This window comes from Streptosporangium sp. NPDC002544, from assembly GCF_040295965.1.
Classification (GTDB): domain Bacteria; phylum Actinomycetota; class Actinomycetes; order Streptosporangiales; family Streptosporangiaceae; genus Streptosporangium.
This window is the reverse complement of sequence record NZ_JBEOWJ010000001.1, coordinates 182,954-206,256: the sequence shown is the minus strand read 5'-3', so window position 1 is coordinate 206,256 and position 23,303 is coordinate 182,954. Positions and strand designations below refer to the sequence as shown.

The 23,303-nt window shown below is 69.8% G+C and carries 19 protein-coding genes; 9 read left to right on the top strand and 10 right to left on the bottom strand.

All coding sequences use genetic code 11. From position 1 onward, the window contains the following. Nucleotides 1-7: 7 nt before the first annotated feature. Complete coding sequence (locus ABT061_RS01005) at nucleotides 8-931, bottom strand: hypothetical protein (RefSeq protein ID WP_350911327.1); 924 nt, start codon at nucleotides 929-931, stop codon at nucleotides 8-10. A 379-nt stretch (nucleotides 932-1,310) separates the two neighbouring features. On the opposite strand from ABT061_RS01005, the gene ABT061_RS01000 reads away from it, so the two are divergent. The 7 genes from ABT061_RS01000 to ABT061_RS00970 all read left to right on the top strand — a co-directional run bounded on the left by ABT061_RS01000 (nucleotide 1,311) and on the right by ABT061_RS00970 (nucleotide 9,839). Further along, nucleotides 1,311-1,979 carry a DUF2291 family protein gene (locus tag ABT061_RS01000; protein WP_350911325.1) on the top strand — a complete coding sequence of 223 codons (669 nt, stop codon included), beginning with the start codon at nucleotides 1,311-1,313 and terminating at the stop codon, nucleotides 1,977-1,979. Continuing rightward, the gene (locus ABT061_RS00995; RefSeq protein ID WP_350911323.1) at nucleotides 1,976-3,559 is read left to right on the top strand and encodes a sugar ABC transporter ATP-binding protein; all 1,584 of its coding nucleotides are present in this window, start codon (nucleotides 1,976-1,978) and stop codon (nucleotides 3,557-3,559) included. The genes ABT061_RS01000 and ABT061_RS00995 overlap by 4 nt, the downstream gene beginning before the upstream one ends. Further along, on the top strand, nucleotides 3,556-4,668 hold the full coding sequence (locus tag ABT061_RS00990; protein WP_350911321.1) for an ABC transporter permease: 1,113 nt from the start codon (nucleotides 3,556-3,558) through the stop codon (nucleotides 4,666-4,668). Before ABT061_RS00995 ends, ABT061_RS00990 begins: the two co-directional genes overlap by 4 nt. 166 nt (nucleotides 4,669-4,834) lie before the next feature. Further along, on the top strand, nucleotides 4,835-5,395 hold the full coding sequence (locus ABT061_RS00985) for a 2Fe-2S iron-sulfur cluster-binding protein (protein WP_350911319.1): 561 nt from the start codon (nucleotides 4,835-4,837) through the stop codon (nucleotides 5,393-5,395). Then, a complete protein-coding gene (locus ABT061_RS00980; protein WP_350911317.1) occupies nucleotides 5,392-6,402 on the top strand; it encodes an FAD binding domain-containing protein in 1,011 nt (336 codons plus the stop codon). The genes ABT061_RS00985 and ABT061_RS00980 overlap by 4 nt, the downstream gene beginning before the upstream one ends. Then, nucleotides 6,399-8,501, top strand: coding sequence for a xanthine dehydrogenase family protein molybdopterin-binding subunit (locus ABT061_RS00975; RefSeq protein WP_350911315.1), 2,103 nt, complete (start codon nucleotides 6,399-6,401; stop codon nucleotides 8,499-8,501). The genes ABT061_RS00980 and ABT061_RS00975 overlap by 4 nt, the downstream gene beginning before the upstream one ends. Nucleotides 8,502-8,654: 153 nt before the next feature. Further along, nucleotides 8,655-9,839 (top strand): PQQ-dependent sugar dehydrogenase, encoded by a 1,185-nt coding sequence (locus ABT061_RS00970; RefSeq protein ID WP_350911313.1) that lies wholly within the window; start codon nucleotides 8,655-8,657, stop codon nucleotides 9,837-9,839. 52 nt (nucleotides 9,840-9,891) lie between these two features. On the opposite strand, the gene ABT061_RS00965 is transcribed toward ABT061_RS00970, so the two are convergent. The 3 genes from ABT061_RS00965 to ABT061_RS00955 all read right to left on the bottom strand — a co-directional run bounded on the left by ABT061_RS00965 (nucleotide 9,892) and on the right by ABT061_RS00955 (nucleotide 14,815). Then, nucleotides 9,892-11,118: a glycerophosphodiester phosphodiesterase family protein gene (locus ABT061_RS00965; protein ID WP_350911311.1), complete on the bottom strand. Its 1,227-nt coding sequence runs from the start codon at nucleotides 11,116-11,118 to the stop codon at nucleotides 9,892-9,894. A 1,486-nt stretch (nucleotides 11,119-12,604) separates the two neighbouring features. Beyond that, nucleotides 12,605-13,462 (bottom strand): class F sortase, encoded by an 858-nt coding sequence (locus tag ABT061_RS00960; protein ID WP_350911309.1) that lies wholly within the window; start codon nucleotides 13,460-13,462, stop codon nucleotides 12,605-12,607. A 12-nt stretch (nucleotides 13,463-13,474) separates the two neighbouring features. Next, the gene (locus ABT061_RS00955; protein WP_350911307.1) at nucleotides 13,475-14,815 is read right to left on the bottom strand and encodes a hypothetical protein; all 1,341 of its coding nucleotides are present in this window, start codon (nucleotides 14,813-14,815) and stop codon (nucleotides 13,475-13,477) included. A gap of 313 nt (nucleotides 14,816-15,128) precedes the next feature. Between ABT061_RS00955 and ABT061_RS00950 the strand changes: the two genes are divergently transcribed. Continuing rightward, entirely contained in the window at nucleotides 15,129-16,274 is a 1,146-nt protein-coding gene (locus ABT061_RS00950) for an acyl-CoA dehydrogenase family protein (RefSeq protein ID WP_350911305.1), read from the top strand. 82 nt (nucleotides 16,275-16,356) lie between these two features. On the opposite strand, the gene ABT061_RS00945 is transcribed toward ABT061_RS00950, so the two are convergent. Further along, entirely contained in the window at nucleotides 16,357-16,776 is a 420-nt protein-coding gene (locus tag ABT061_RS00945) for a hypothetical protein (protein ID WP_350911303.1), read from the bottom strand. A 199-nt stretch (nucleotides 16,777-16,975) separates the two neighbouring features. Here ABT061_RS00945 and ABT061_RS00940 point away from each other — a divergent pair, with 199 nt between their 5' ends. Continuing rightward, on the top strand, nucleotides 16,976-17,137 hold the full coding sequence (locus tag ABT061_RS00940) for a hypothetical protein (protein WP_169750261.1): 162 nt from the start codon (nucleotides 16,976-16,978) through the stop codon (nucleotides 17,135-17,137). Nucleotides 17,138-17,157: 20 nt separating this feature from the next. Here ABT061_RS00940 and ABT061_RS00935 read toward each other — a convergent pair whose 3' ends face one another. The 5 genes from ABT061_RS00935 to pdxH form a co-directional block, all read right to left on the bottom strand. Further along, nucleotides 17,158-17,931, bottom strand: coding sequence for an alpha/beta fold hydrolase (locus ABT061_RS00935; protein ID WP_350911301.1), 774 nt, complete (start codon nucleotides 17,929-17,931; stop codon nucleotides 17,158-17,160). A 52-nt stretch (nucleotides 17,932-17,983) separates the two neighbouring features. Continuing rightward, nucleotides 17,984-20,209, bottom strand: coding sequence for an ATP-binding SpoIIE family protein phosphatase (locus tag ABT061_RS00930; protein ID WP_350911299.1), 2,226 nt, complete (start codon nucleotides 20,207-20,209; stop codon nucleotides 17,984-17,986). Nucleotides 20,210-20,326: 117 nt separating this feature from the next. After that, complete coding sequence (locus tag ABT061_RS00925) at nucleotides 20,327-21,031, bottom strand: iron-dependent transcriptional repressor DtxR (protein WP_350911297.1); 705 nt, start codon at nucleotides 21,029-21,031, stop codon at nucleotides 20,327-20,329. Nucleotides 21,032-21,190: 159 nt separating this feature from the next. After that, nucleotides 21,191-22,438 (bottom strand): MFS transporter, encoded by a 1,248-nt coding sequence (locus ABT061_RS00920; RefSeq protein ID WP_350911295.1) that lies wholly within the window; start codon nucleotides 22,436-22,438, stop codon nucleotides 21,191-21,193. A gap of 56 nt (nucleotides 22,439-22,494) precedes the next feature. After that, nucleotides 22,495-23,148 carry a pyridoxamine 5'-phosphate oxidase gene (gene pdxH, locus ABT061_RS00915; RefSeq protein WP_350911293.1) on the bottom strand — a complete coding sequence of 218 codons (654 nt, stop codon included), beginning with the start codon at nucleotides 23,146-23,148 and terminating at the stop codon, nucleotides 22,495-22,497. Nucleotides 23,149-23,303 lie beyond the last annotated feature (155 nt).

Below are 23,303 nucleotides of genomic sequence, written 5' to 3'. Positions count from 1 at the left end.
ACCCCGATCAGCCTCGGCCCGCGGTGCGACGCCGCAGCACCATGCCGCCGATCCCGGCGAACGCCACCATCAGCACACCGCTGAGCATGATCATTCGGGCGTCGGGGCCGGCGTCCCCGCCACCGCCCGTGGCAGCCCCTCCGTTGGGGGTCTCGTCGATCTGCCCGTCGGAGGCGGGCTTTTCCGGCTCGGAGGTCTTGGTCTGGGTGACGGTGACCGTCGGCTTGGGAGTGGCGCTCGGACTCGCGGTCGCACTCGGGCTGGGACTCGTACTCGTACTCGTAGTCGGGCTCGGGCTCGGGCTCGTACTCGGGGAACCCGTCCCCACGGTCACCCGCAGCGCGGCGGCGCTGGCCTCGGCCGGGTTGAGCGGAGTGCCGCAGTCGAGCAGCTCGGCCTCATTATTGGCCCCCGTACCGGGGTCCAGGTACAGGGTGAACGGACCCGGCTGGAAGGCCACCACGCCGGTCGCGCTGGGGGTCACCGTGACGAGCAGGGGAGGTGCGGTGATCGGCTGCCCGGCGGCCGGGGGAGCGGCGGTGGCCGCGAGCGAGCGGAGTTCGGAGGGAAGCGCCAGGACCGGCGAGGGAGAGGCTTCGATCTGCACCTCCGCGTCGATGACGACACGCGCGCCCGCCGGGGCCGGCGCGGTCGGGGTGACGGTGAGCCCCGTGGCGGGCTGAGCGATCTTCCAGGTCGCCACCAGGGGCGAGTTGGTCGCCGCCGCCGTCGGGCCGCTGAGGTCCATCTGGAAGATGTACGTCGCCGACGGTGACGACACACCGGCGAGCGTGCAGGCGTAGCTGACCGGGTTGGGGTCGGCGTACATGGAGGCGACCGCAGGGACCGCGCCGAAAAGAACGCCCGCGCCCGCCGCGGCGATCGCGGCTGTCTTGACCGCGACGCGCCGCCGCGTCTTGGACTTCAGCACAGTCTCTCCCCATTCCAGATCCATCGACCGGCTCGCACCGGCCCTTAAGGCTTACACGCCTTGGTCAAGGTTCGGCATAGATCCTACGAACAGAGACCATGGTGCGCGAGCGAGTCGGCGAAACGGACACAAATTCCCATCTATCCCACAGCAAACGACACCGTACATCGGTGAAGTTTCGAACAACAGACAGGGTTTGGCGCATGGGAGTCACGGTGAGTAGCCGACCGCCGCCGGGATCCGCACGGTGTCGTGGCCGCCGCGGGACAGAACACGCGAGGGTTCCCGGGTTCGATCGGCTCCCTTGCAGGGAGGATTCACTGGAAGCCGCGCGAACGGGTATACGGGTCTTGACATCCTCCCGAGCTGGAGGTTTGTGATGAGCACCCCGGTTGCGGCACACGCGCGCGGCGGGCAGGTGCCCCGCCGGCGGATCCCGGCGAGATGGGTGGCCGCCGCCCTGACGGCGGCCCTCCTGACCGCCATCGGGCTCAGCACCCATTACCGCTCCGCGGAGTCGGTCGCGGCGTCGGGCGCCCGGTTCGACCCGGCCGCCTTCGGGGCGCGGACGTACCAGAGCGAGGTCGTGCCCGCGATCAGGAGGAGGGCGGTCGAGCTGCCCGTGCTGGTGAAGGCCGTGACCACCGACAAGAGAGCGGCCGACAGACGCTACGGCGTCCGGCAGGGCAACGGCCCCTACAACTTCGCGGTCAAGGGCACCGGCAGGGCCGGAGTGGCGGAGTCCGGGCTGATGCCCGTGACCGTGCCGGGCCTGCCACCGGGCACCCGGGTCTCGTTGCAGGTAGGTCCTGCCATCAACGGCACGGCGCTGCGGGACGCGGCCGGCATCGGATTCAGGCGGTTCCGCAACCAGGCGGAGTACGCCGCCGCCGCCACCGCGCTGAACAACCAGTTGTGGAGGAAGCTGCTCAAGAACCTGGACCCGGAGCACCTGAACGGCAAGGAGATCTCCTTCGTCGGTGCCTTCAACTTCCTCACCCCCTCCGTCGTGACCATCACCCCGGTCTCGATCGAGGAGGTGCCGTGAAGACCGCGGCGACCACAATCCTGAGCGCCCGCGACGTCACCAAGGTGTACGGGAACACGCACGTGCTCAGGGGTGTCGACTTCGACATCGCCGCCGGTCGGGTGACCGCGCTGTTCGGCAAGAACGGGGCCGGCACGTCGACCCTGCTGAAGATCCTCTCCGGGATCGAGCAGCCCACCACCGGCCACGTCGAACTCGACGGGGAGCCCGTCAGGCTCCTGTCTCCCCGCGACGCCGCCTACCGGGGCATCTCGATCATCCCTCAGGAACTCAATCTCTTCCCCAATCTGAGCATCCAGGACAATCTGTTCCTGGCCCGCGAGATCTGCGGGGGCCCCTGGATGATCGACCGCTCCTCCCAGCGGGCCACCAGCGCGGCGGTCCTGCACAGTCTGGGAGAGGACCTGGATCCCGATCGGCTGGTCGGTGACCTGAGCCCGGCCCGGCAGCAGATCATCGAGATCGCGCGGGCGCTCCTCCAGGAGGCCCGGGTGCTGATCATGGACGAGCCCACCTCGGCGCTCACTCCTGCGGAGGTCGAGGCGCTGTTCCGGGCCATCGGGGAGCTGACCGCGAGCGGAGGCGCGGTCGTCTACGTCTCCCATCAACCGGACCGGGTGCTGAAGATCGCCGATGACGTCGTCATACTGCGCGACGGGCGGCTGGCCGCCACCGCGAACGCCAAGACCGTCGATATCCGGTGGGTCGTGGAGCAGATGGTCGGCCCCGACCGGGAGGCCCTGTTCGCACGCCTCACCCAGGTCATCGAGGCGGAGCCGGCGCCGTCACGAGAGGAGTCACGAAAGGAGGAACTGCTGACCCTGCGCGGGCTCTCGGTGGCCGCTCCGGCCAATCCCGGTCATCTCGCGATCGACGACCTCTCCCTGACCGTCGGGGAGGGCGAGATCGTGGGGATCTACGGCCTGGTGGACTCGGGCCTGACCGAACTGCTGGAGGCGCTCGCCGGCCGGATCCCCTCGCAGTCGGGTGACGTCCTGCTCTCGGGCGTCCCGTTGGAGAGCGCGAGCATCCGCGACCGCATCGACCGGGGCCTGGTCCTTGTCCCTCGGGACCGGCGGCGCGACGGCCTCATCCAGACGATGTCGGTCGGGGAGAACCTCTCCCTGGCCGGACTGGACAGGTTCGTCCGACGGCTGTTCGTCTCCCGGGAGCGCGAACTGGAGGCCGTCGATCGGATGATCTCCAATGTCACCCTCAGGACGGGCGACGCCGGAGCGCCCGTCGAATCGTTGAGCGGCGGCGACCAGCAGAAGGTGGTCATCGGCAGGGCACTGCTGACCGATCCCCTGGTACTGCTGCTGGACGAACCCTCGCGCGGCGTCGACGCCGGCGCCAAGGCCGACATCTTCGCGCTTCTGGCGGCACGAGCACGGCACGGCCTGGCCGTCCTCTTCACCACGTCCGACGCCGAGGAGGCCCTGCACATCCCCGACCGGCTGCTGGTGCTCGCCCGCGGGGTCGTCACCGGCGACTTCCGGCGTGGCGCGATAACCCGGGAGGAGCTGATGAGCGCGCTGGACGGCGTCACCGTCGACAGGGCCGAGGGCGGTGCGAATTGACACCTCAGGAAACACCCCCCGCACCGGCGCCTCCGGGCCGCCCCCCGCCGGAGCGGATCGCGGCCCGGGCGCGCCGCCTGTCCCTGCTGAACGGCCTGTTCGAGTTCCGGGCGCTCATCGCGCTGGCGGCCCTGATCGTGCTCTTCGGCATGCTGACGGATTCGTTCCTCACGGTGCCGAACCTCATCACGATGGCCGAGCAGATCGCGGTCAACGGGGTGGTCGCGCTCGGCATGCTGCTGGTCATCCTCAAGGGCGGCATCGACCTGTCCGTCGGCTCGGTCATCGGGCTCTCCGGGGTCGTCGCCGGCGAGTTGCTCGAAGGTCTCGATCTCAGGTTCGTCGACGTGATCGCCTTCCCACCCGTGTGGGGCGTGATCGTGCTCTGCGTCGCGGTCGGCATGCTCGTCGGCCTGGTGAACGGTGTCCTCATCACCCGGTTCGAGGTGGCGCCGTTCATCGCGACGTTCGGCATGCTGTACGTGGCGCGGGGACTCGCACTGCTGATCTCCGGCGGCTTGACCTACACCAACCTGGACGGCCGCCCCCAACTCGGCAACACCGGCTTCGGCCTCCTCGGCAACGCACGCCCGCTCGGCATCCCGGCCCCGATCTGGATCATGATCGTCCTGGCCGTCGCCGTCATGCTGGTGCTCACCAGGACACCGTTCGGCCGATGGTTGTACGCCGCGGGCGGCAACGAGCGGGCCGCGGAGCTCTCGGGGGTCCCGATCAACCGCGTCAAGACGGTCGTCTACGTGATCTCCGGCGGCTGCGCCGCGCTCGCGGGTCTCCTCATCGCCTCGGAGCTGACCGTGGCGGTACCTCAGGCCGGTGAGACGTTCGAGCTCAACGCGATCGCCGCGGTCGTCCTCGGCGGCGCCACGCTGAACGGGGGACGCGGCACCGTATGGGGCACCCTCGTCGGAGCCGTCGTCATCGGTCTCCTCGTCAACGGGCTGATGATCCTGGATGTGTCGCTGTTCTGGCAGATCCTGATCAAGGGACTCTTGATCATCTTCGTGGTGATGCTGGACCAGGGGCAACAGCGGCTCCAGCGGCACAGGGCCGCCGTCTCTGCGCTGGTCACCGACGGGCGACCGGCCTGACGGGCTCCGGCGGCCGCCTCTCGGCACCCGTCCGCGGCACATCTGCCCATCCCGGTGTCTCCCCGAGCCGCCGGTGATTTTCACGGCAGTACGGTTGCCGCTTCTTTTGGATTTTCAGATTAATAGGTGATCCAACTCTCATTGGGTAATTGGCAGGATAAACGGCATGGCAGTCGAAGCGTTCAGCAGCGATATCACGCTGCGCATCAACGGTGCCGACCACTCCGTCTCCCTGGACAACCGGGTGACCCTGCTGGACGCGCTGCGCGAGCATCTCGGCCTGACCGGGGCGAAGAAAGGATGTGACCACGGGCAGTGCGGGACGTGCACGGTCCTGCTGGACGGCCGGCGGGTGAACAGCTGCCTGACGCTCGCGGTCACCGCCACCGGACAGGAGATCGTCACCATCGAGGGGGTCGCCGGTCTGGCTCGCGCGAACGACCTGCACCCCGTTCAGCGGGCGTTCCTCGACCACGAGGGCTTCCAGTGCGGCTACTGCACGCCGGGCCAGATCTGCTCGGCGATCGGCGCGCTCGCCGAGGCGGATGCGGGCTGGCCCAGCCATGTCACCGAGGACGTCGCGGCCGGTGTCGCCTCCTGCGCCGCCCTGGACGCCGAAGAGGTCCGCGAACGGATGAGCGGCAACCTCTGCCGCTGCGGGGCGTACGCCGGGGTTGTCGAGGCGGTCCTCGACGTCGCCGGATCGAGTCCCGGAGGCGACCGATGAGACCCTTCGCCTACGAGCGCGCCGCCGACCCCGGCGCCGCCGCCACCGCCGTCGTGGACGGCACCGACGCGATGTTCCTGGCCGGCGGAACCAATCTGGTGGACCTGATGAAACTCGGCGTGGCCCGGCCGGCGACACTGGTGGACGTCACCCGGCTGCCGTACGACCGGATCGAGCACCGGGCCGACGGAAGCGTGCTCATCGGCGCGACGGTGCGCAACAGCGACCTGGCCGGCGACCGGGGCATCAGGGAGCGCTTCCCGATGCTCGCCAGGGCCGTGCTGTCCGGAGCCTCCGGACAGCTCAGGTCGATGGCCACCACCGGCGGCAACCTGCTGCAGCGCACGCGCTGCCCGTACTTCCAGGACGTCACCAAGCCGTGCAACAAGCGCGACCCGGGTACGGGCTGTTCCGCGATCGGCGGCGGTCACCGCGACCTGGGTGTGATCGGCACCTCCGACAGCTGCGTGGCCACCCACCCGTCCGACATGGCGGTGGCGATGGCCGCTCTCGACGCCGTGGTGCACATCAGGCTCGCGGGCGGGAAGGAGCGGGCGGTGCCGCTCCACGACCTCTACCTGCTGCCCGGCGACACCCCCGATCGCGAGACGGTACTGGAGCCCGGCGACCTGATCACCGGTGTCGAGCTGCCGCCGCCCCCGGACGGCGCGGCCATGCAGTACCACAAGGTCCGCGACCGCTGGTCCTACGCGTTCGCGGTGGTCTCGGTCGCGGCCCTGGTCACGACGGAGGGCGGCGGGTCGCTGCGGGAGATCCGGCTGGCGCTGGGCGGGGTGGCCCCGCGGCCGTGGCGGGCGCACCAGGCCGAGCGGATGCTGGCCGGTCACCGGCCGAACAGGGAACTGCTGCTGGCGGCGGCGGAGGCGGAGTTCGCGTCGGCGCGCCCCCTGCCGGGAAACGAGTTCAAGATCGGGCTCGCCGCCGACCTGATCGCGGCGAGCGTACGCGATCTCACGGGGAATCCCGTGGGAGGGGAACGGCGATGACCACGCTCGACAAGGTGGTGGGCGGGGCACCGGCCAGGGTCGACGGACGCGAGAAGGTCACCGGCGCGGCCCGTTACGCCTACGAGTACCCGGTGCCGAACGCCGTCTATGTCTGGCCCGTGCAGGCCACCATCGCCCGCGGCCGGGTGCGCGCCGTCCACGGCGGCGCCGCGCTGGCCCTGCCGGGGGTGATCGCCGTCCTGGACAGCGGCAACGTCTCCCGGCTGCACCCCGCCGACGACGCCGAGCTGGCCGTCCTGCAGTCGGCCGACGTCGCCTACCGCGGGCAGATCGTCGCGGCCGTGGTCGCGAGCACCCTGGAAGACGCCCGCGAGGCGGCGTCGGCGGTGCGGGTGGACTACGACGAGCAGGAACACGACGTCGTGCTGAGTCCAGGCAACCCGCGGATCTTCTCACCGCAGAAGGCCAGCGCGGGTTTCCCCGGGACCGTCCACTGGGGCGACGCAGAGAGCGCCCTGGCCGCGGCACCGGCCGGCATCGACGCCACCTACACGACCCCGGCGGAGCATGCCAGCCCGATGGAACCGCACGCCACGATCGCGTTCTGGGAGGGCGAGACCCTGACCCTCTACAACGCCGACCAGGCGCCCTGGATGTCGGCGACCGCGATCGCCGCGCTGTTCGGCCTCGCCGACGGTGCGGTGAGCATCGTCGCCGACCACATCGGCGGCGGTTTCGGGTCGAAGGCGCTACCGCGCCCGCCGACCGTGCTGGCGGCGCTGGCCGCCCGCGCCGTCGGGCGGCCGGTCAAGGTGGCGATGACCAGGCAGCAGATGTTCCCGCTCGTCAGCTATCGGACGCCCACCGTGCAACGCGTGCGTCTGGGGGCCGAGCTGGACGGCCGGCTGACCGCGGTGTGGCACGACGCGCTCCAGCAGAGCTCGAAGCGCGTCGAATACACCGAGCCGACGGTCGCGGCCAGCCGCACGATGTACGCGACGCCCAACAGCCACACCGCCCACCGGTTGCTACAGCTGGACGTGCCGACCCCATCGTGGATGCGTGCCCCCGGCGAGGCTCCGGGGATGTTCGCCCTCGAATCGGCGATGGACGAGCTGGCGTACGCCCTCGGGATGGACCCCGTCGAGCTGCGAATCGTCAACGAGCCCGCGCTGGACCCCGAATCGGGCCTCCCGTTCAGCAGCCGCAACCTGATCGCCTGCCTGCGGGAGGGGGCGGCGCGCTTCGGCTGGGCCGGACGCGACCCGGCGCCGGGCGTCCGCAGACAGGGCCGGTGGCTCGTCGGCACCGGCGTCGCGTCCTCGACCTACCCGGTTTTCACCATGGCGTCCACCGCGACCGCCCGCGCCGAGCCCACGGGCAGGTTCGTGGTCGAGATCGCCGCGGCCGACATCGGTACCGGGGCTCGCACCGCGCTGGCCCAGGTGGCGGCCGACGAGCTCGGCGTGCCGATGGACCGGATCACCATCCTGGTGGGCCGCAGCGTCTTCGGACCCGCGCCGTTCGCCGGCGGGTCCATGGGCACCGCCTCGTGGAGCTGGGCGGTGAGCAAGGTGTGCCGGACCCTGGTCAGGGAGCTCGACGAGCGGTCCGGGATGGTCCCCGCCGAAGGGCTGCAGGCGCGGGCGGACACCACCGAGGACCTCGCCGCCCAGGGGCGGTTCTCCCGCCACTCGTTCGGAGCGCAGTTCGCCGAGGTCAAGGTCGACGTCGACAGCGGGCAGGTCCGCATCGAGCGGCTGCTCGGGGTCTTCGCGGCCGGCCGGATCGTCAACGTCAGGACGGCGCGCTCGCAGTTCCTCGGCGGTATGACGATGGGGATCTCCATGGCCCTGCACGAGGCCCTGCAGATGGACCCCCGCTTCGGTGACTTCACCAACCACGACCTGGCCACCTACCACATCGCGTCGAACGCCGACGTCCGCGGGATCGAGGCCCACTGGATCGACGAGCACGACGACGAGCTCAACCCCGTCGGCGTCAAGGGCATCGGCGAGGTGGGGATCGTCGGCACCGCCGCCGCGATCGCCAATGCCGTCTTCCACGCGACCGGCTCCCGGCAGCGCGACCTGCCGATCACCCTCGATCGGGTGCGGGCCGCCATGCACACCGGCTGACGGGACCTTCCCCGCCGATCCCGGGGAGATCGCCGCGACAGGTGCGGTCGGGCGGGATCTACCGTGAGCATGGGGCAGAGTGGTCGAGTAGACCGGGACTGACCGGCCCAGGACTGCCCGACGCCGGCGCGCTCGGCCGCAGAAGGGGTGACCATGAGGAAGACCGTGAGCCGGATCGTGCCGACCGCCGGCCTGGTGGCGACGCTGGTGGCGACGCTGGCCGCCTGCGCCGGCGACCCGGCCGCCGAGGAGGTGGCTCCCCCGAATGCGGCGCCGGCGACCTCGGGGAGCGCGAGCGGCACTCCCGGGGAGAGCGGGACTTCCAGCCCGGCTCCGAGCAGGGTGCCGGACGGGGTGCCGGACCTCCAGGCGGGAAAGGAGATGGCCCGCGACATCGAGGTGCCCTGGGGGCTGGCGTTCCTGCCTGATGGCGACGCGCTCGTCTCCGAGCGCGACAGCGGCCGGGTGCTCCAGGTCCCGGGGCGCGGCGGGCGGCCACGCGAGGTCTACCGGGTGCCCGGCGTGGTCGCGAGCGGCGAGGGCGGCCTGCTCGGGCTGGCCGTGTCACCCGGCTATGCCAGGGACCGTTACGTGTACGCCTACCTCACCGCCGAATCCGACAACCGGATCGTGCGCTTCCGCCTCGGCGACACCACACCCGAGGTACTGTTCGACGGCATCGCCAAGGCCTCCTTCCACAACGGCGGCCGCATCGCGTTCGGACCGGACGGCATGCTGTACGCCGGCACCGGAGACGCGGGGCAGCGGGACTCGTCGCAGGATCCGCGCCTGCCGAACGGGAAGATCCTCCGGCTGACACCGGAGGGCAAGCCCGCCCCCGGCAACCCGACGCCGGGCTCGCCGGTCTACAGCCTCGGCCATCGCAACGTCCAGGGGCTGGCCTGGGACGAGCGGGGACGCCTTTTCGCCACCGAGTTCGGGCAGAACGCGCTGGACGAGGTCAACCTGATCGAGCCCGGCCACAACTACGGCTGGCCGGAGGTGGAGGGCAAGGGTGACACGCGCGGCGGTAAGTTCACCAACCCGCTGGTGACGTGGCCCACGAGCGAGGCCTCCCCCTCCGGTGCCGCCATCGCCGGGAACACGCTGTATGTGGCGGCGCTACGCGGGGAGCGGTTGTGGACGGTGCCCCTGCGCGACGGGAAAACCGGCGAACCCCGGGCCGAACTGGTCGGCCGGTACGGCCGCCTGCGCACGGTCGCCGTGGCACCGGACGGGGCGCTCTGGCTGACCACGTCCAACACCGACGGGCGCGGTGAGGTGCGCGAGGGCGACGACCGGATCCTGCGCTATCCGGCCAGGCCCGAGACGGAGTGACGTGCCCCTCGGCCGCGGCCGACGCGGCGCCGGGCGGCGCCGGCGGACACGGTCAGCCCTCGGTCTGGAGCCGGTCCCGTACGGCGCGCGCCATGCCGGGGTCGTCGGCGATCACCCCGTCCAGGTTGAGCCGGTACAGACGCCTCAGCCACTTCCGCACCTCCTCGTCGGCGCGCCCGCCCGAGCTGTCGCCCCTGAGGTCCGCCCGGAGCCGCACGGCGAGTTTGCGAACCGTCGTGGCGTGTACCAGCAGCCCTTCTCGCTGGGCGTTCCTGACGAGCGCGGCGGGTGACACCGGCCTGCTCTCGAAACCGCCGGGATCACGGGGGCCGATCCGCTTCGTGACCACGCCGATGCCGTCGGCGTACCCGGCGATCTCCCGCAGGCCCTCCGGAGTGACCATGTCGTCGTAGGTAGCCGGATCGCCGGCCCGCACATGGTCGTACGGGGCGCCGTTCGCTCCGATGAACTGGATGAGCCGGAGCCGGGTGAGGGGATGCAACCGCTTGAGGTTCCCGGTCTCGAAGGACTGGATGAAGACCGGGTCCCGCTCGTCGTCCCAGCCGTACTTCCGGAAGGTCTCCAGCAGCGGTTCCTCCAGCGGCAGCCCGATCGAGGCGAAATAGGTGGGGAACTTGGTCTCGGCGTAGACGCCCACGCCGTGCTTCTGCGCGAGCTGGACTATCTCGTCGAGCGTCGGGATTCTCTCCATCCCGTCGTAGGCGGTGTTGCCTCGACGCTGCGTGGGGAAGCGTTCCCTGGCACGGAGGGTGCGCAGCTCCGCGAGGGTGAAGTCCTCGGTGAACCAGCCCGTGTGCCGGATGCCGTTTATGGTCTTGGAAGTCCTGCGGTCGGCGAACTCCGGATGCCTCGCGACGTCGGTGGTCGCCGAGAGCTCGTTCTCGTGCCGGGCGACCAGCACGTGGTCCTTGGTCGAGACGAGATCGGGCTCGATGTAGTCGGCGCCCATCGAGATGGCGACCGTGTAGGCGAGCAGCGTGTGTTCGGGCCGGAAGGCGCTGGCCCCGCGGTGCGCGATGATGATCGGCTCGGCCCCGCGGCGTCCGAGCCGCTTGGCCGCCGGACTCACCTGACGCTCGGCCGTGGAGTGCGCGGACCGTTCGGCGGTGGAACCCGTGAGCCCTTTGGACACCGAGTCGCCGGACTGCCCGGCCGCGGGGCTCGCGGATCGCGTACCCGTCGCCCCCCCGTGATGGAGGGCGCCGATCACGGCCATTCCTATGAATATGGCCAGCGCACCGGCCCGCGCCTTGCTCACCTGCGTACACCCCTCACTCTGGGTCAGAGGGGGGATACATTCGCATAAACGCCTATACCCGGACCGGACAGGTGATTAACGATCAGAAGCGATCCCCCTCGGGAGCACATTGCGCGACTGTCTCCGGAAATAATCTGAAATGTCCCCCGGCGGCCACGCCGACATCGCGTTCCCTCGAAGCAGCCGACATCATCGCCAGGACCGGGCTGACGACGGCCTCCATAGGACATGCGCGAGTGCGGTGCCCGCCGTGACGTGACCCCGCAGGTCGGTTGCCCGACGGAGAAAGAAGAAGTGGCCGACTGCCCGGTTCGCGTCTCGACGTCTCCTGGGACGTCACCGCCGGCCTGTCGATTCAGCGCGCGACCGCCCACCGCGTCGGCCTCGGACCCCATACCGGCCTCAGGCCCCTCGCCGGCCTCCGGTCCCCTTGCCGATCCCAGGCGGCGGACCGGCGTCGCACCGGCCGCGCACCACAGACCGTTGCCGCCCCGGTTTCAAACTGCAGGCCAGGCCGCTATCAACCCGCCCGGCCCGGCCGCTGCCCGTGCCGGTGCTGCCCGTGCCGGTGGTGCCCGCCGTGCCTCGCCCGCCCATGCCGTCCGTACCAGCGATCCCTGTGTCGCCGCGCATCCGAACCGCGCCGTCCGAACCCGCGGTCGCCGTACCGTCCCGCCTCGAAACCTCGCCGCCCGAACCCCCGGTCGCCGTACCGTCCCGCCTCGAAACCTCGCCGCCCGAACCCCCGGTCCTCAAACCGCCCGGACCCCAGATCCCCCGACCGCCCGAACCCGCGATCGCCATACCCACCGGCCTCCGGACCCCACCGCCCGAACCCCCGGTCCTCGTACCGCCCAGGCCTCGAATCCCCCGGCCGCCCGAACCCCCAACCCTCACCGCGCTCGGCATCTGAATCCGGCCGGCCAACCCCATATCGCCCGGAGTCCGAATCGTCTGACCGCCCTAACCCCCGCCCCCCGCCGCGCTCGCCGCCCCTGCCCCGCCACCCGAACCAGCGACCCCCGTGACGCCTCGCCTCATGACCCCGCCGCCCGAACCCCCGCGCCTTGTGCCGTCCGGTATCCGAACGCCTCGGTCGCCCGAACCCCCAGTTCCCTCCGCGTTCGATGCTCGACTCGGAGCGCGTGGCCGTGTGCCCGTTCCCCGAACGCAGCCGTTTGATCGTCCATCCTCCGGCGTGCTTGCCCCCCGAGCTCGCGGACTTGTGCGCGCCCCAACTCGTGGAGCGCTCGTGCGACGGCTTCGAATGCTGGGCGGCGCCGAGAGCGGCCACCCCTATGAGTACGGCCACGACACCGGCCCGCACGATGCTCACCTGGGCACACCCCCGCCTTCTGATCATTCGGGGGGCCACTTCGTACAAACAACTCCCTACCCGGATTGCCGGGGAGGCTAACGATCGGAGGCGGTCGTCGAAGCGGCCGCGACCCGCCGATTCAGCGAGTACGGCGGCCGGACCCGGCGCTCAGGTACGACGGGTCTTCGACAGGGTCGCATAGACGATGATGTTGTCGGTGTAGTGACCGGTCTTCCTGTTGTAGACACCGCCACAGGTGATCAGGCGCAGGGTCGCCTCACCGGTGTTGCCGTAGACCCGCTTCGACGGGAAGGCCGCCTTGCTGACCTGCTCCACACCGTCGACCGTGAACTCCACGACGGTCCCGTCCGTCCGGGAGACCTTGATCTTGTCCCCGCGCTTGATCTCCTTCAGCCGGCTGAAGACGGCGGCCCCGCTCCGGGTGTTCACGTGCCCGAGAACCACCGAAGGTCCCTGCTGCCCGGGGATGGGGCCGTACTTGTACCAACCCGCCTGGTTGGGCTTGCTCAGCGGAGGAGTCTGGATCTCCCGCTTGGAGTCGACGCCGAGCGCCATCAGCGGGGCCAGCACGCCGATCTTCGGGATGGCCAGCCGCCGGGGCTTCACCCCGTCACTCTTCAACGGCGCCGGAGGCTGGACCACCGGCAGCGGCGGCGGCGCCGTGGGCGCGGCGGCCGTCAGCGGGACGTCCAGCCCGCCCGGTCCCACCGCTGACGGCAACACCCCCGCGGGCTGCTGCCCGGCGACCTGCTCCCCGGTGCCCGGCTGCGCGCCCGGCTGTTCCTGCAGGGTGCTGACCGCCGCCTGCGGCTCGGACAGCCCATAGCCCGGATCCTCCGGCGCCGGTGAGAGGTACGCGAGCAGCCCCGCCATGATCGCGGCCACCCCACCGAGCGACCCGGCCACCAGGAGCCCGGCCATCAGCATGTTCCCCTTGGGCTTGGCCCCCGGGCCGCCGCCGCCGGGATAGGGGCCGGGACCGCCCTGCACAGGTCCTTGGTACATCCGGCGCCTCCTTCAGCTGTCCCTCTGGCCGCGCGCGTGTGCCGCCCGCCGCCTCATCAAGGCCACGCCGCCCAGCGCGCTACCGGTCACCATCACCGTTCCCGCGCCGAGAAGCCCCAGGCCGGAGCTCCCCTGTGGCGCCTCACCGGTCTGGGCCCCGCCGCTGGGCGTGATGATCACCTGCGGCGCGGTCGGCGTGGCCCGGGTGGGGGTGACGGTGGCGGTCACGGTCAGGGTCGGCTTGGGCGTCGAGGTGGTCGTGGTGGTGCTGTTCGCCCCGGCCGATGGATAACCGGTGTGGCTACGGTGCGTGGTCGGGGTGGTCGTGGGGCTGTTGGTGGTCGTGGACGTGGGGCTGTTGGTGGGGCTGATCGTCGGGCTGTTGGTGGGGCTGACCGTCGGGCTGGGTGAGGACGTACCACCCGCCTTGGAGATGGTGACGTCCACCGCCACGGGAGCGCTGATGAGCCAGCAGGTGGCCCGGTAGTCCTGGGGCGGATCCACCAGCTGCTTCGTGATCACCCGGAAGGCGTCCAGCTGCGTCCAGGTGCCGTCCTCCAGGTTCGTGACATCGATGGTGTGGGTGCCGTACTCAAGGCCACGGAAACTCCACAGCGTCAACCCGCCTCGGTGGGCGTCGTTCGTCGGCGTGCCGTCCTCGTTCTTCGAGGCGTCGATGTCCGCCGGGCTGGCCGGCTGGCCGTTGATCTTGAATCCGACCTTGCCCGAGCCCTGGTCGCGCTGGGTGACGTACTCGATCCCGGTGCCGGTGAACGTGAAGGAGGCCCAGGAGTTCACCTTGTTCGTGCGGTGCAGGTCGTGGTGGTAGTCGTTGTTGTTCATCGGCTGGTCGTTCACGTCATCCCAGTCGGCCTGGGCGTGGTACTTCACCCGGGGGTCGTCGTCGTTGACCATGACCTCGCCGGCCGGAGGCGTGAAGTCCACGTACAGCTTCTGGGGGGTGACCCTGACCGTCCCCTCCTTGCTGGTGTGAGCGGAGTCGGAGATGCCCTTGGGCAGTTCCAGGGGGGTGCCGGGCTGGAGCTGCCCCGGCTGGTCCACACTCCCCCTCGGCTGGAGGACGCCGGTCCAGCTGCCGGTGAGCTGTACGTCCCCGGTGACCGTGACCTTGCCGCCGGGCGCGAAGTAGGCCGGCGAGCCGAACCTGGACGCCCCCTCGTAGTCGAGAGCCCAGCCGATGTTGAGTGGCTCGCCGACCGTGAGCGTCGTGGGAATCGACACCTTGGTCCGCAGCTTCACCGCACCACCGTTCAGGGCGACCCCACCGGTACAGCTGTAGTCGACCACGAGTTCGGCGTTGCCGGCGCTGGCCGCTTTGGAGGGCAGCGCCACCAGTGCGCCACCGACAAGGCACAGGGCCGAAACCGCGAGAGATCTACGGAGCCCAGATCGCCACCGAACCACTACATACTCCGATCACAAAGGCTGCCGTCAACGGGCGTAGCCATAGCACACCGAGGGTAGATCGTACGGTTTGAACCATCTTCGGCGCAGCGAGAAATCGGGTACGTACGGAGACCGTGGCGCACTTGTGATCTGGATGTAAGTCCACAAACCACCGCAAGCCGCACTAGCGCCCCCCGGCCGGGTGTACCCCGGAGTAACAGAATCGTATTCTGTGTCACGGACCCCTAGGAGGCACACAATGCAGCGAGACCTCTTCGAAGAGGAGCACCAGCTCTTCCGAGAGACAGTACGCGAGTTCCTGGCCCGCGAGGTGGCGCCCCATCATGCCCAATGGGAGAAGGACGGCATCGTCCCCCGCGAGGTGTGGAAGAAGGCCGGAGAGATCGGCATGTTCGGCTTCGGGGTACCCGAGGAGTTCGGCGGGGCGGGGATCACCGACTTTCGCTACAACGCCGTGATCTCCGAGGAGGTCATCTCGACAGGCGCGTCCGGCCTGGGGTTCTCACTGCACAACGACGTCATGGCGCCGTACTTCGTGGACCTCACCAACGACGAGCAGAAGGCGCGCTGGCTGCCCGGGTTCGCCAGCGGCGAGCTCATCACGGCGGTCGCGATGAGCGAGCCCGGCGCGGGTAGCGACCTGCAGGGCATCAGGACGACCGCCGTGCGCGAGGGCGACCACTACGTGGTCAACGGCCAGAAGACCTTCATCACCAACGGCATCAACTCCGACCTGGTCGTCGTGGTCGCGAAGACCGACCCGGAGGCGGGCGCCCGGGGGATCTCGCTGCTGGTCGTCGAACGGGGCATGGAGGGCTTCACCCGGGGCCGCAACCTGGAGAAGATCGGCATGCACGCCCAGGACACGGCGGAGCTGTTCTTCGACAACGTCCGGGTCCCCGCGGCCAACCTGCTGGGCCCGCAGGAGGGACAGGGCTTCTTCCAGCTCATGGCCAACCTGCCGCAGGAGCGCCTGTCGATCGCGGTGATGGCGGTGGCGGCGGCGGAGACGGTCCTGCGGGCGACCATCGAGTACTGCAAGAGCCGCACGGCCTTCGGCCGCAACATCGGCAGCTTCCAGAACACCAGATTCGTCCTGGCGGAGCTGGACACCGAGGTGGAGATCGCCCGCCACTACGTGGACAAATGCATCCGGGCACTCAACGCCGGGGAACTCACCGCGGTGGACGCGGCCAAGGCGAAGTGGTGGACCACGGAGCTGCAGACCAAGGTCATCGACCGCTGCCTGCAGCTGCACGGCGGCTACGGCTACATGATGGAGTACCCCGTGGCCAAGGCCTGGATCGACAGCCGTGTCCAGACCATCTACGGCGGCACCACCGAGATCATGAAAGAGATCATCGGCCGCTCCTTCGGCTTCTGACCCGCCCCGGCCACCACACGGGAGAACCGCCACCCTCGCGACGGCGGGACAGCGGTCTCCCGTGATCGGCCGGCCGGTGCCGTCACCCCTGGGTGATCTCCTGGATCTGGACGGCCACCCCGTCCTTGATCGTCACTTCGGCGAGGAGGACGTCACCCTTGCCGAGAGCCTTCCGCAGTTGCTCCACGGAGCAGCTGTGCGGGGCCTTCCCTTCCGTGCAGATCAGCCCCTGTGCGTCGAGCACGACCGTGTAGGGCACCAGGAGGGCTTTCATCCCCTGGTCACTGGCGGGGGTCACCGTGATCGAGTCCGCTCCCCGCAGGGCTATCCGCCCCCGTACCGTGTCATCGATGCCCCGGCCTCCCGGCACGCTCACCGACGGCGACGGCGTGGGAGGCGGCGCGGGAAGCTCCGTCGGTGAGGCGGAGGCGGGAGGCGACGGAACCTCGGAGACCTCGGGGGTTGGAGTGACGGAGGCGGTCACGGTGACGGTCGCGGTCACCGAAGCGCCGGACGTACCGCCCGCGTCCGAACATGCGGAGAGAGCTATGGCCAGGGCTGCCATCAGCAGGGCACGCGTTACCTTCGATGTCCTGTTCACGAAACGTAACGATCTCACGGGTTCCGGATCGCGTTTACCCGCCCCGGAAACGGCTCCGTCGACGCATACTGGTCAACGGAGACTTCCCGAGGGGGTGACGATGGACAGCGGGCTGATTCTGCTGATCTTCCTGGCGTTCCTGTTCGCCTGGGGCCTGAATCGGGTACGGCGCGCCTTCCGGCTCGGCCCTGTCGCGTACGCCGGTGTCATGGTGGTGTTCGTCATCGCGATGCTGGCCATCTGGGGACAGTCGTTCCGCTAGGCACAGGCCGGCATCCCGCCCTAGGCGGACGCCTCCAGCAGCACCCTCGCGACCAGCTCGGGATCGTCGGTCATCGGCACATGCCCGCACCCCTTGAGCAGTTTCACCCGCTGCCCCGACCATTTGGCGGCCCTTACCGCCTGCCGGCGCAGAAGCAGCCTGTCGTGCTCGCCCCAGGCGATCGTGACCGGCACCTTCGGCGGCGCGGGAGGCATCAGTCCCGCGAACGAGGCGAGGGTCTCGTCGAACCCCGAGGCGTCCTTGAGCGCCTGGAGAGCGGCGAGTTGCGCCTCAGGGGTGAGCCTGGCGGGGTGGGCGACCAGAAGACTCAGGGAGAGGCTGCGGATCAGCGGGTCTTCCGCGTGGGCCAGCGCCCGTTCGGGGGAAAGGTCACGGGCGGCGGCCCTGGCGATCCGCAGGACGGCTCGCGCGTACGCGAGCTCGCTACGGTTCCAGAACCCGGCGGGAGAGAGCGCGGTGGCCGAGCGGACCGCGGCGCGCGCGGCCAGTTCGAGGGCGACGTAACCGCCCAGGGAGTTTCCCGCCACATGCGGGTCGCGCAGGCCGAGCATCCCGCAGAAGGACTCGATCGCGTCCGCCAGGCTTTCGGCCGTGTACGGCGTGCCGGACGGCAGCGGCGGTGAGACTCCGAAGCCGGGAAAGTCGACGGCGATCACGTCTCGCTCGGCGGCGAGCCGGTCGAGCACCGGCAGCCATGCCTGCCAGTGATGCCCGATGCCGTGCAACAGGACCAGGGGCGAACCCGTCCCACGCCGTTCGAACGCCAGCTCCATGTTCCGAGTCAACCACCGATCGGACGGTTGTTCCAGCTCTGCCACGTGCCGTTCAGCGCGACCTGGTGGGGATCTCGAACCAGACGGCCTTGCCTTCCTTGGTGGGGCGGGAGCCCCAGCGCTTGGCGAGCTGGTCGACGAGATAGAGGCCCCGGCCGCCCTCGTCGTTCTCCCCCGCGCTGCGGATGCGCGGCAGCCGGAGGTCCTGGTCGAAGACCTCGACCCAGACGGACTCTCCGCCCCGGCGCAGCCGTAGGGTGAACTCCTTCTCATTGACGATCTCGTCTTCGAAGCCGGGGATGTCCCAGGACTCGTCGAACGACAGCGGAGGGCCGTCCATCGTCAGCTCCCTGCGCGGGACACTGGCGCTGGCGGCGTGCAGCACGACGTTGGTGACGACCTCGGAGACCAGCAGACAGGCGAGCTCGGCGCGCTCCTCGGGGACGTTCCAGCCGATGAACGCCTCCGAGGCCATCCGGCGCGCCTCACCCACCATGATCGGCTGGGCCGGGAAGGTGCGCTCCTCGACGGCCAGGTCCTCGGGGGCGGACCTGAGCACGAGAATGGCCATGTCATCGTCGATCTCGCCGGGCACCGCGACGGTGGCGGCGTCGGCGATGCGCTCGACGGAGGTGTCGCTGATCTCGATGAGCCTCTCGCAGAGCTGCCCCAGCGTCTCCTCGACGCTGGGCGGCCTGCCGTCCGCGTCGCGGATGGGGCGGCGGTCGACGAGCCCGTCGGTGTAGAGGAGCAGCGCGGCCCCGGGGGGCAGTGTCCGCGTCTCCTCCTTGTAGACCAGGTCCGCGTGCATGCCCTTGGCCCGGACTCCCAGCGGCTGGCCGACCTCGTGGATGTCGAGTTCGGTGCAGGTGTCGCCGATGAGCAGCAGCGGGGGGGCGTGACCGGCATTGGCGAACGACAGCTGCCGCGACCAGGCGTCGTACACCAGATACTGGCAGGTGACGATGGGGGGGATGCTGATGTCGGCGCCGCTCTCGTCCTGCTCGGGGGTGGCGATGATGCGCGTCCACTCGTCGAGCCTGGCGAGGATCTCCGCGGGCGGTTTGTCGTCCTGGGCGAAGGCCCGCAGCGCCGCCCGCAGCTGCCCCATGACCGCCGCGGCCTTGGCGCCCCGGCCCTCGACGTCGCCGATGACGATGCCGACCCGGCCCGCCGAGAGCGGGATGACGTCGTACCAGTCGCCGCCGACCTGGGTCTGGATGCCCTGCCCGTGGCTGGCCAGGGGTGCGGCGGGAAAGTAGCGGACCGCGATCTCCAGCCCGTCGAGCTGCGGTAGCGCGCGAGGAAGAAGGTGCTTCTGGAAGGACTCCGCCGTGTGCCGTTCCTCCTCGAACAGCAGCGCGTTGTCGACGGCGAGGGCGACCCTGGTGGCGATCGCCCCCACGAAGTCACGGTCGAAGGCGTCGTAGTGCGGGCTACGCCGGTCGGTCAGGTTGGACAGCCCCAGGTACATCAGCCCGAGGGTCTCACCTCGCACGCAGAGCGGCGCCACGATGGCCGAGGTCATGCCGATCTCGGCGGCCAGGCGGGTGTTGGCCTCGCCGGGGCTGGGGTAGTTGGTCTGGGAGAAGTCCTCGACCAGGATCGTCTCCTGGCGGCGCAGCGCGATGTCGGCGTAGTGTCCCGCCGGGTAGCGGATCTCCGCCCCGATCGGCGCCCAGGTGTTGGGCGGCGGGCTCCACCCCTGGACGTGTGTGGAGACCCTGCGGGTCAGCCGCCCCTCCTCCATCAGCTCGATGAAGCAGTGGTCGGCGAACTGCGGGACGAGCATCTCGGCGACGCGCTTGAGCGTCTCCTCGACGTAGAGCGATCCGGCGAGACGCTCGCCGATCCGCTCCAGCAGGCCGAACCGGTCCTTCTCCCGCTCGTTGCTGCGCATCGCCTCACGAGCGGTGATGACGATGCCCGTCACCGCTCCCGAGGGGTGACGCAGCGGCACGGCCTGGGCCCGTACGTAGATGATCGTCCCGTCGCCGCGCCTGACGTCGAACGTGCCCTCCCAGACACCGCCCTTGAGGACGTGCTTGGAGAGCTCGACGGCCAGCGGATGGTCCTTCTCCATGATGCCCAGGGAGAGGGACCGGTCACGTGGTCCCGATGTGCCCGGCCGCCCGAAAAGCCTTTCCGCGAAAGGGTTCCAGTAGAGCAGGTTGCTGAACCTGTCGGTGACCACCACCGCCATCTCAGCATGATCTAGGACGGAGCCGGCCGTAAGGTGATCAGCGGCATCTTGGGAAACATCCCCCCACCGCTTCATCCGGTGACCACCCCTCGTGGGCGGGTGTGTGCAAAGCGAACCACGGTTGCTCCTGCAGTCTCGGCCTGGGAGCGGAGGGACTCCCGAACGGGATCCAACCGAGCTAAGGGGCCTCGGTCAGCGTGTGGAGACGAAAACGTGCGCGGCAATCTCTCGCGGGAGATCCGCAAGAAAATTGTCCGCCTCGTCGTCACCTGTCACCCGCACACCGTCGTCGCTCACCGCGAGCGTTACCTCGCGTCCGGGTTGTATCCCAACTTGCTTGAGTTTAAGCATCACAGCCGGATCGCTTTGCACTTGTTCGCTAATTCGCCGCACGACAACGGGTATATCTCTGGGTCCGGCCATCGCGGCCATCGACGGCAGCGACTCCGACCGCCCATCGGGAAGGCCAGGGACGCCGAGTTCCTCCAGGCCGGGGATCGGGTTGCCGTGCGGGTCCTCCGTGGGGTTGTTGAGCAGGCTGACCAGCCTCGCCTCCACCGATTCGGACATGACATGCTCCCAGCGGCACGCCTCGATGTGCACATCCTCCCAGGGCAGGCCGATGACCTGGGTGAGCAGACACTCGGCGAGACGGTGCTTGCGCATGACGCGGGTCGCGAGAGTACGTCCCAGATCGGTCATGGTCAGGTGCCGGTCGCCCTCGACGCGAACCAGACCGTCGCGCTCCATCCTGGCGACCGTCTGGCTGACTGTGGGACCACTCTGCTGGAGCCGCTCCGCGATACGCGCGCGCAGGGGGACGATGCCCTCCTCCTCCAGCTCGAAGATCGTACGAAGGTACATCTCCGTTGTGTCGATCAAGCCGTGTGCGGTCAAGGTTCCTCCCGTCCTCTCTCGATGCTACGTCCATCGCGCGGTGTTCCCGGGAGGGCGGCGCGGGACCTTGGAAGTTCGAAGACACGACCCTATTGGGAGAACGGCTCGTGATGGCAAAGGACAGCAACACCGGGGGCCGCCGAATCCTTCCCTAGCTGCTCAAACACTACTCGCGACCGGTTGATATTTTCTGAAGGCCGGGACGGCCAGCCCCACCGCGACCACGGCCACCGCGCAGGCGATCCCACCGCCCACCCAGGCCCCCGTGGCCCCGAACCACGAGGCGGTGGCCCCGGCCCGGAGATCCCCCAGTCTGGGGCCTCCCGCGACCACCACCATGAAGACGCCCTGCATCCTCCCGCGCATGTCGTCGGGCGCGTGGGTCTGCAGGATCGTCTGCCGCCACACCGCGGAGACCAGGTCGGCGGCCCCGCCGAACGCGAGCAGCGCGACCATCAGCCACAACTGGTCCGCGAGTCCGGCCGCGGCGACGGTGAGCCCCCAGGCGGCGATCACGTACGTGAGCGCCATTCCCTGACGCCGGACCCGCCCCACCCAGCCCGACAGCACCCCGCCGAGCACCGAGCCGATGGCGATGCTGGCCGACAGCCAGCCGAACGCGACCAGCGAACCACCGAACCTCTCGGCCACGACCTCCGGAAACAGCGCCCTGGGCAGTGCGAACGCCATGGCGATGAGATCGACGACAAACGACATCAGCACCACCGGGTGCCCGCAGACGTAACGCAGGCCGTCCAGGACCGACTGCAGGCCTGGGCGCGTCACCTCGCCGACCGGTTCGAGTCTCGGCAGTCTCACCGCGGCGTAGAAGCCCGCGCCGAACAGCAGCGCGTCGATCAGGTAGGCGGCGGCGAAACCGCTCTGGGCGAGCACGACCCCGCCGATCAACGGCCCGACGACGGTGCCGAGGCCGCTCACCAGGAAGTTGAGGGTGTTGGCCGCCGGGATCAGGTCGGCCGGGACCAGCCTGGGGATGATGGCCCCCCTGGTCGGGCCCGTGATGGCGAAACCTGTGGCGTGCAGGGCCACGGTGGCCAGCAACAGGCCGACGCTCGTCGACCCGAGGGCCGCCTGGACCAGGAGCGCGAGCGTCCCCGACCAGGCGATCAGCGCACCGATGATGAGGAGCCGGCGCCGGTCGACGGCGTCGGCGATCGCGCCGCCCCAGAGCCCGAAGACGACCAGGGGGATCAGGTTGGCGGGGCCGAGCATGCCGACCCAGAAGGACGACTCCGTGATGTCGTAGATCTGGGCGCTGACGGCCACCGAGGTGAGCTGGAAGCCGATGAACGACACACCCTGACCGGCCCAGAGTCGCCGGTATGCGGGGATGCCGAGCGGGCGTGTGTCGGCCGCGTGCCTGCGGACGAAATTTCCGAACCCCACACCGCTCCCTCTCTACCGGACATACCTGGATATATCAGCAAAGAGGGGGCAGGGTGTCATGGGGCCAGGCGTTCGATGATCCAACCGGCGCCGGAGCGCCGGTAACGGAGGCGGTCATGCATACGGTCTGTGCGGCCCTGCCAGAACTCCACCTCGGCCGGCACCACGCGCAGTCCACCCCAGAAGTCCGGGATCGGCGGATCCTCCGGCCAACGCTCCGACAACTCCTCGTAGCGGGCGTCCAACTCGTCCCTGGAGTGCACGACCGCGGACTGCCGCGAGGCCCAGGCGCCGATCCGCGACCCGTAGGGCCTGGACCTGAAGTAGGCGGCCGACTCCTCGCGCGGCAGCCGTACCACCGCCCCCTCCACCCGTACCTGGCGGCGGATGGAGTGCCAGGGGAACAGCAGGGCGGCCCTCGGGTTCTCCGCCATGTCACGCCCCTTGCGCGACTCGTAGTTGGTGTAGAAGACGAACCCGTTCTCGTCATAACCCTTGAGCAGTACGGTCCTGGCCGTCGGCCGGCCCCCCGCCGAGGCGGTCGCCAGCACCGTCGCGTTCGGCTCGGGAAGCCCGGCGTCCACGGCGTCGCCGAACCAGGCGGCGAACTGCGACACGGGGTCGGGTGCGAGGTCCTCCTCGAGGAGAGGCAGTCCCTGGTACGTGCGACGAAGTCCCGCCATCGAGGGCGGTCGCGATGCGGCATCCACGGGAAGGTATTCTCCCGTGCCGAGCCGGAAGCCCGCTCAGCGCCCCCCACCTGCGGCGATCCCGCTTTGGTGGGTCCGGCGGCAGGCTGCCCCGGCTCAGGGGGTTGAATATGACCCGCCGGTATCTCGACATCAAGGCTTTGACTTCAAGAAAG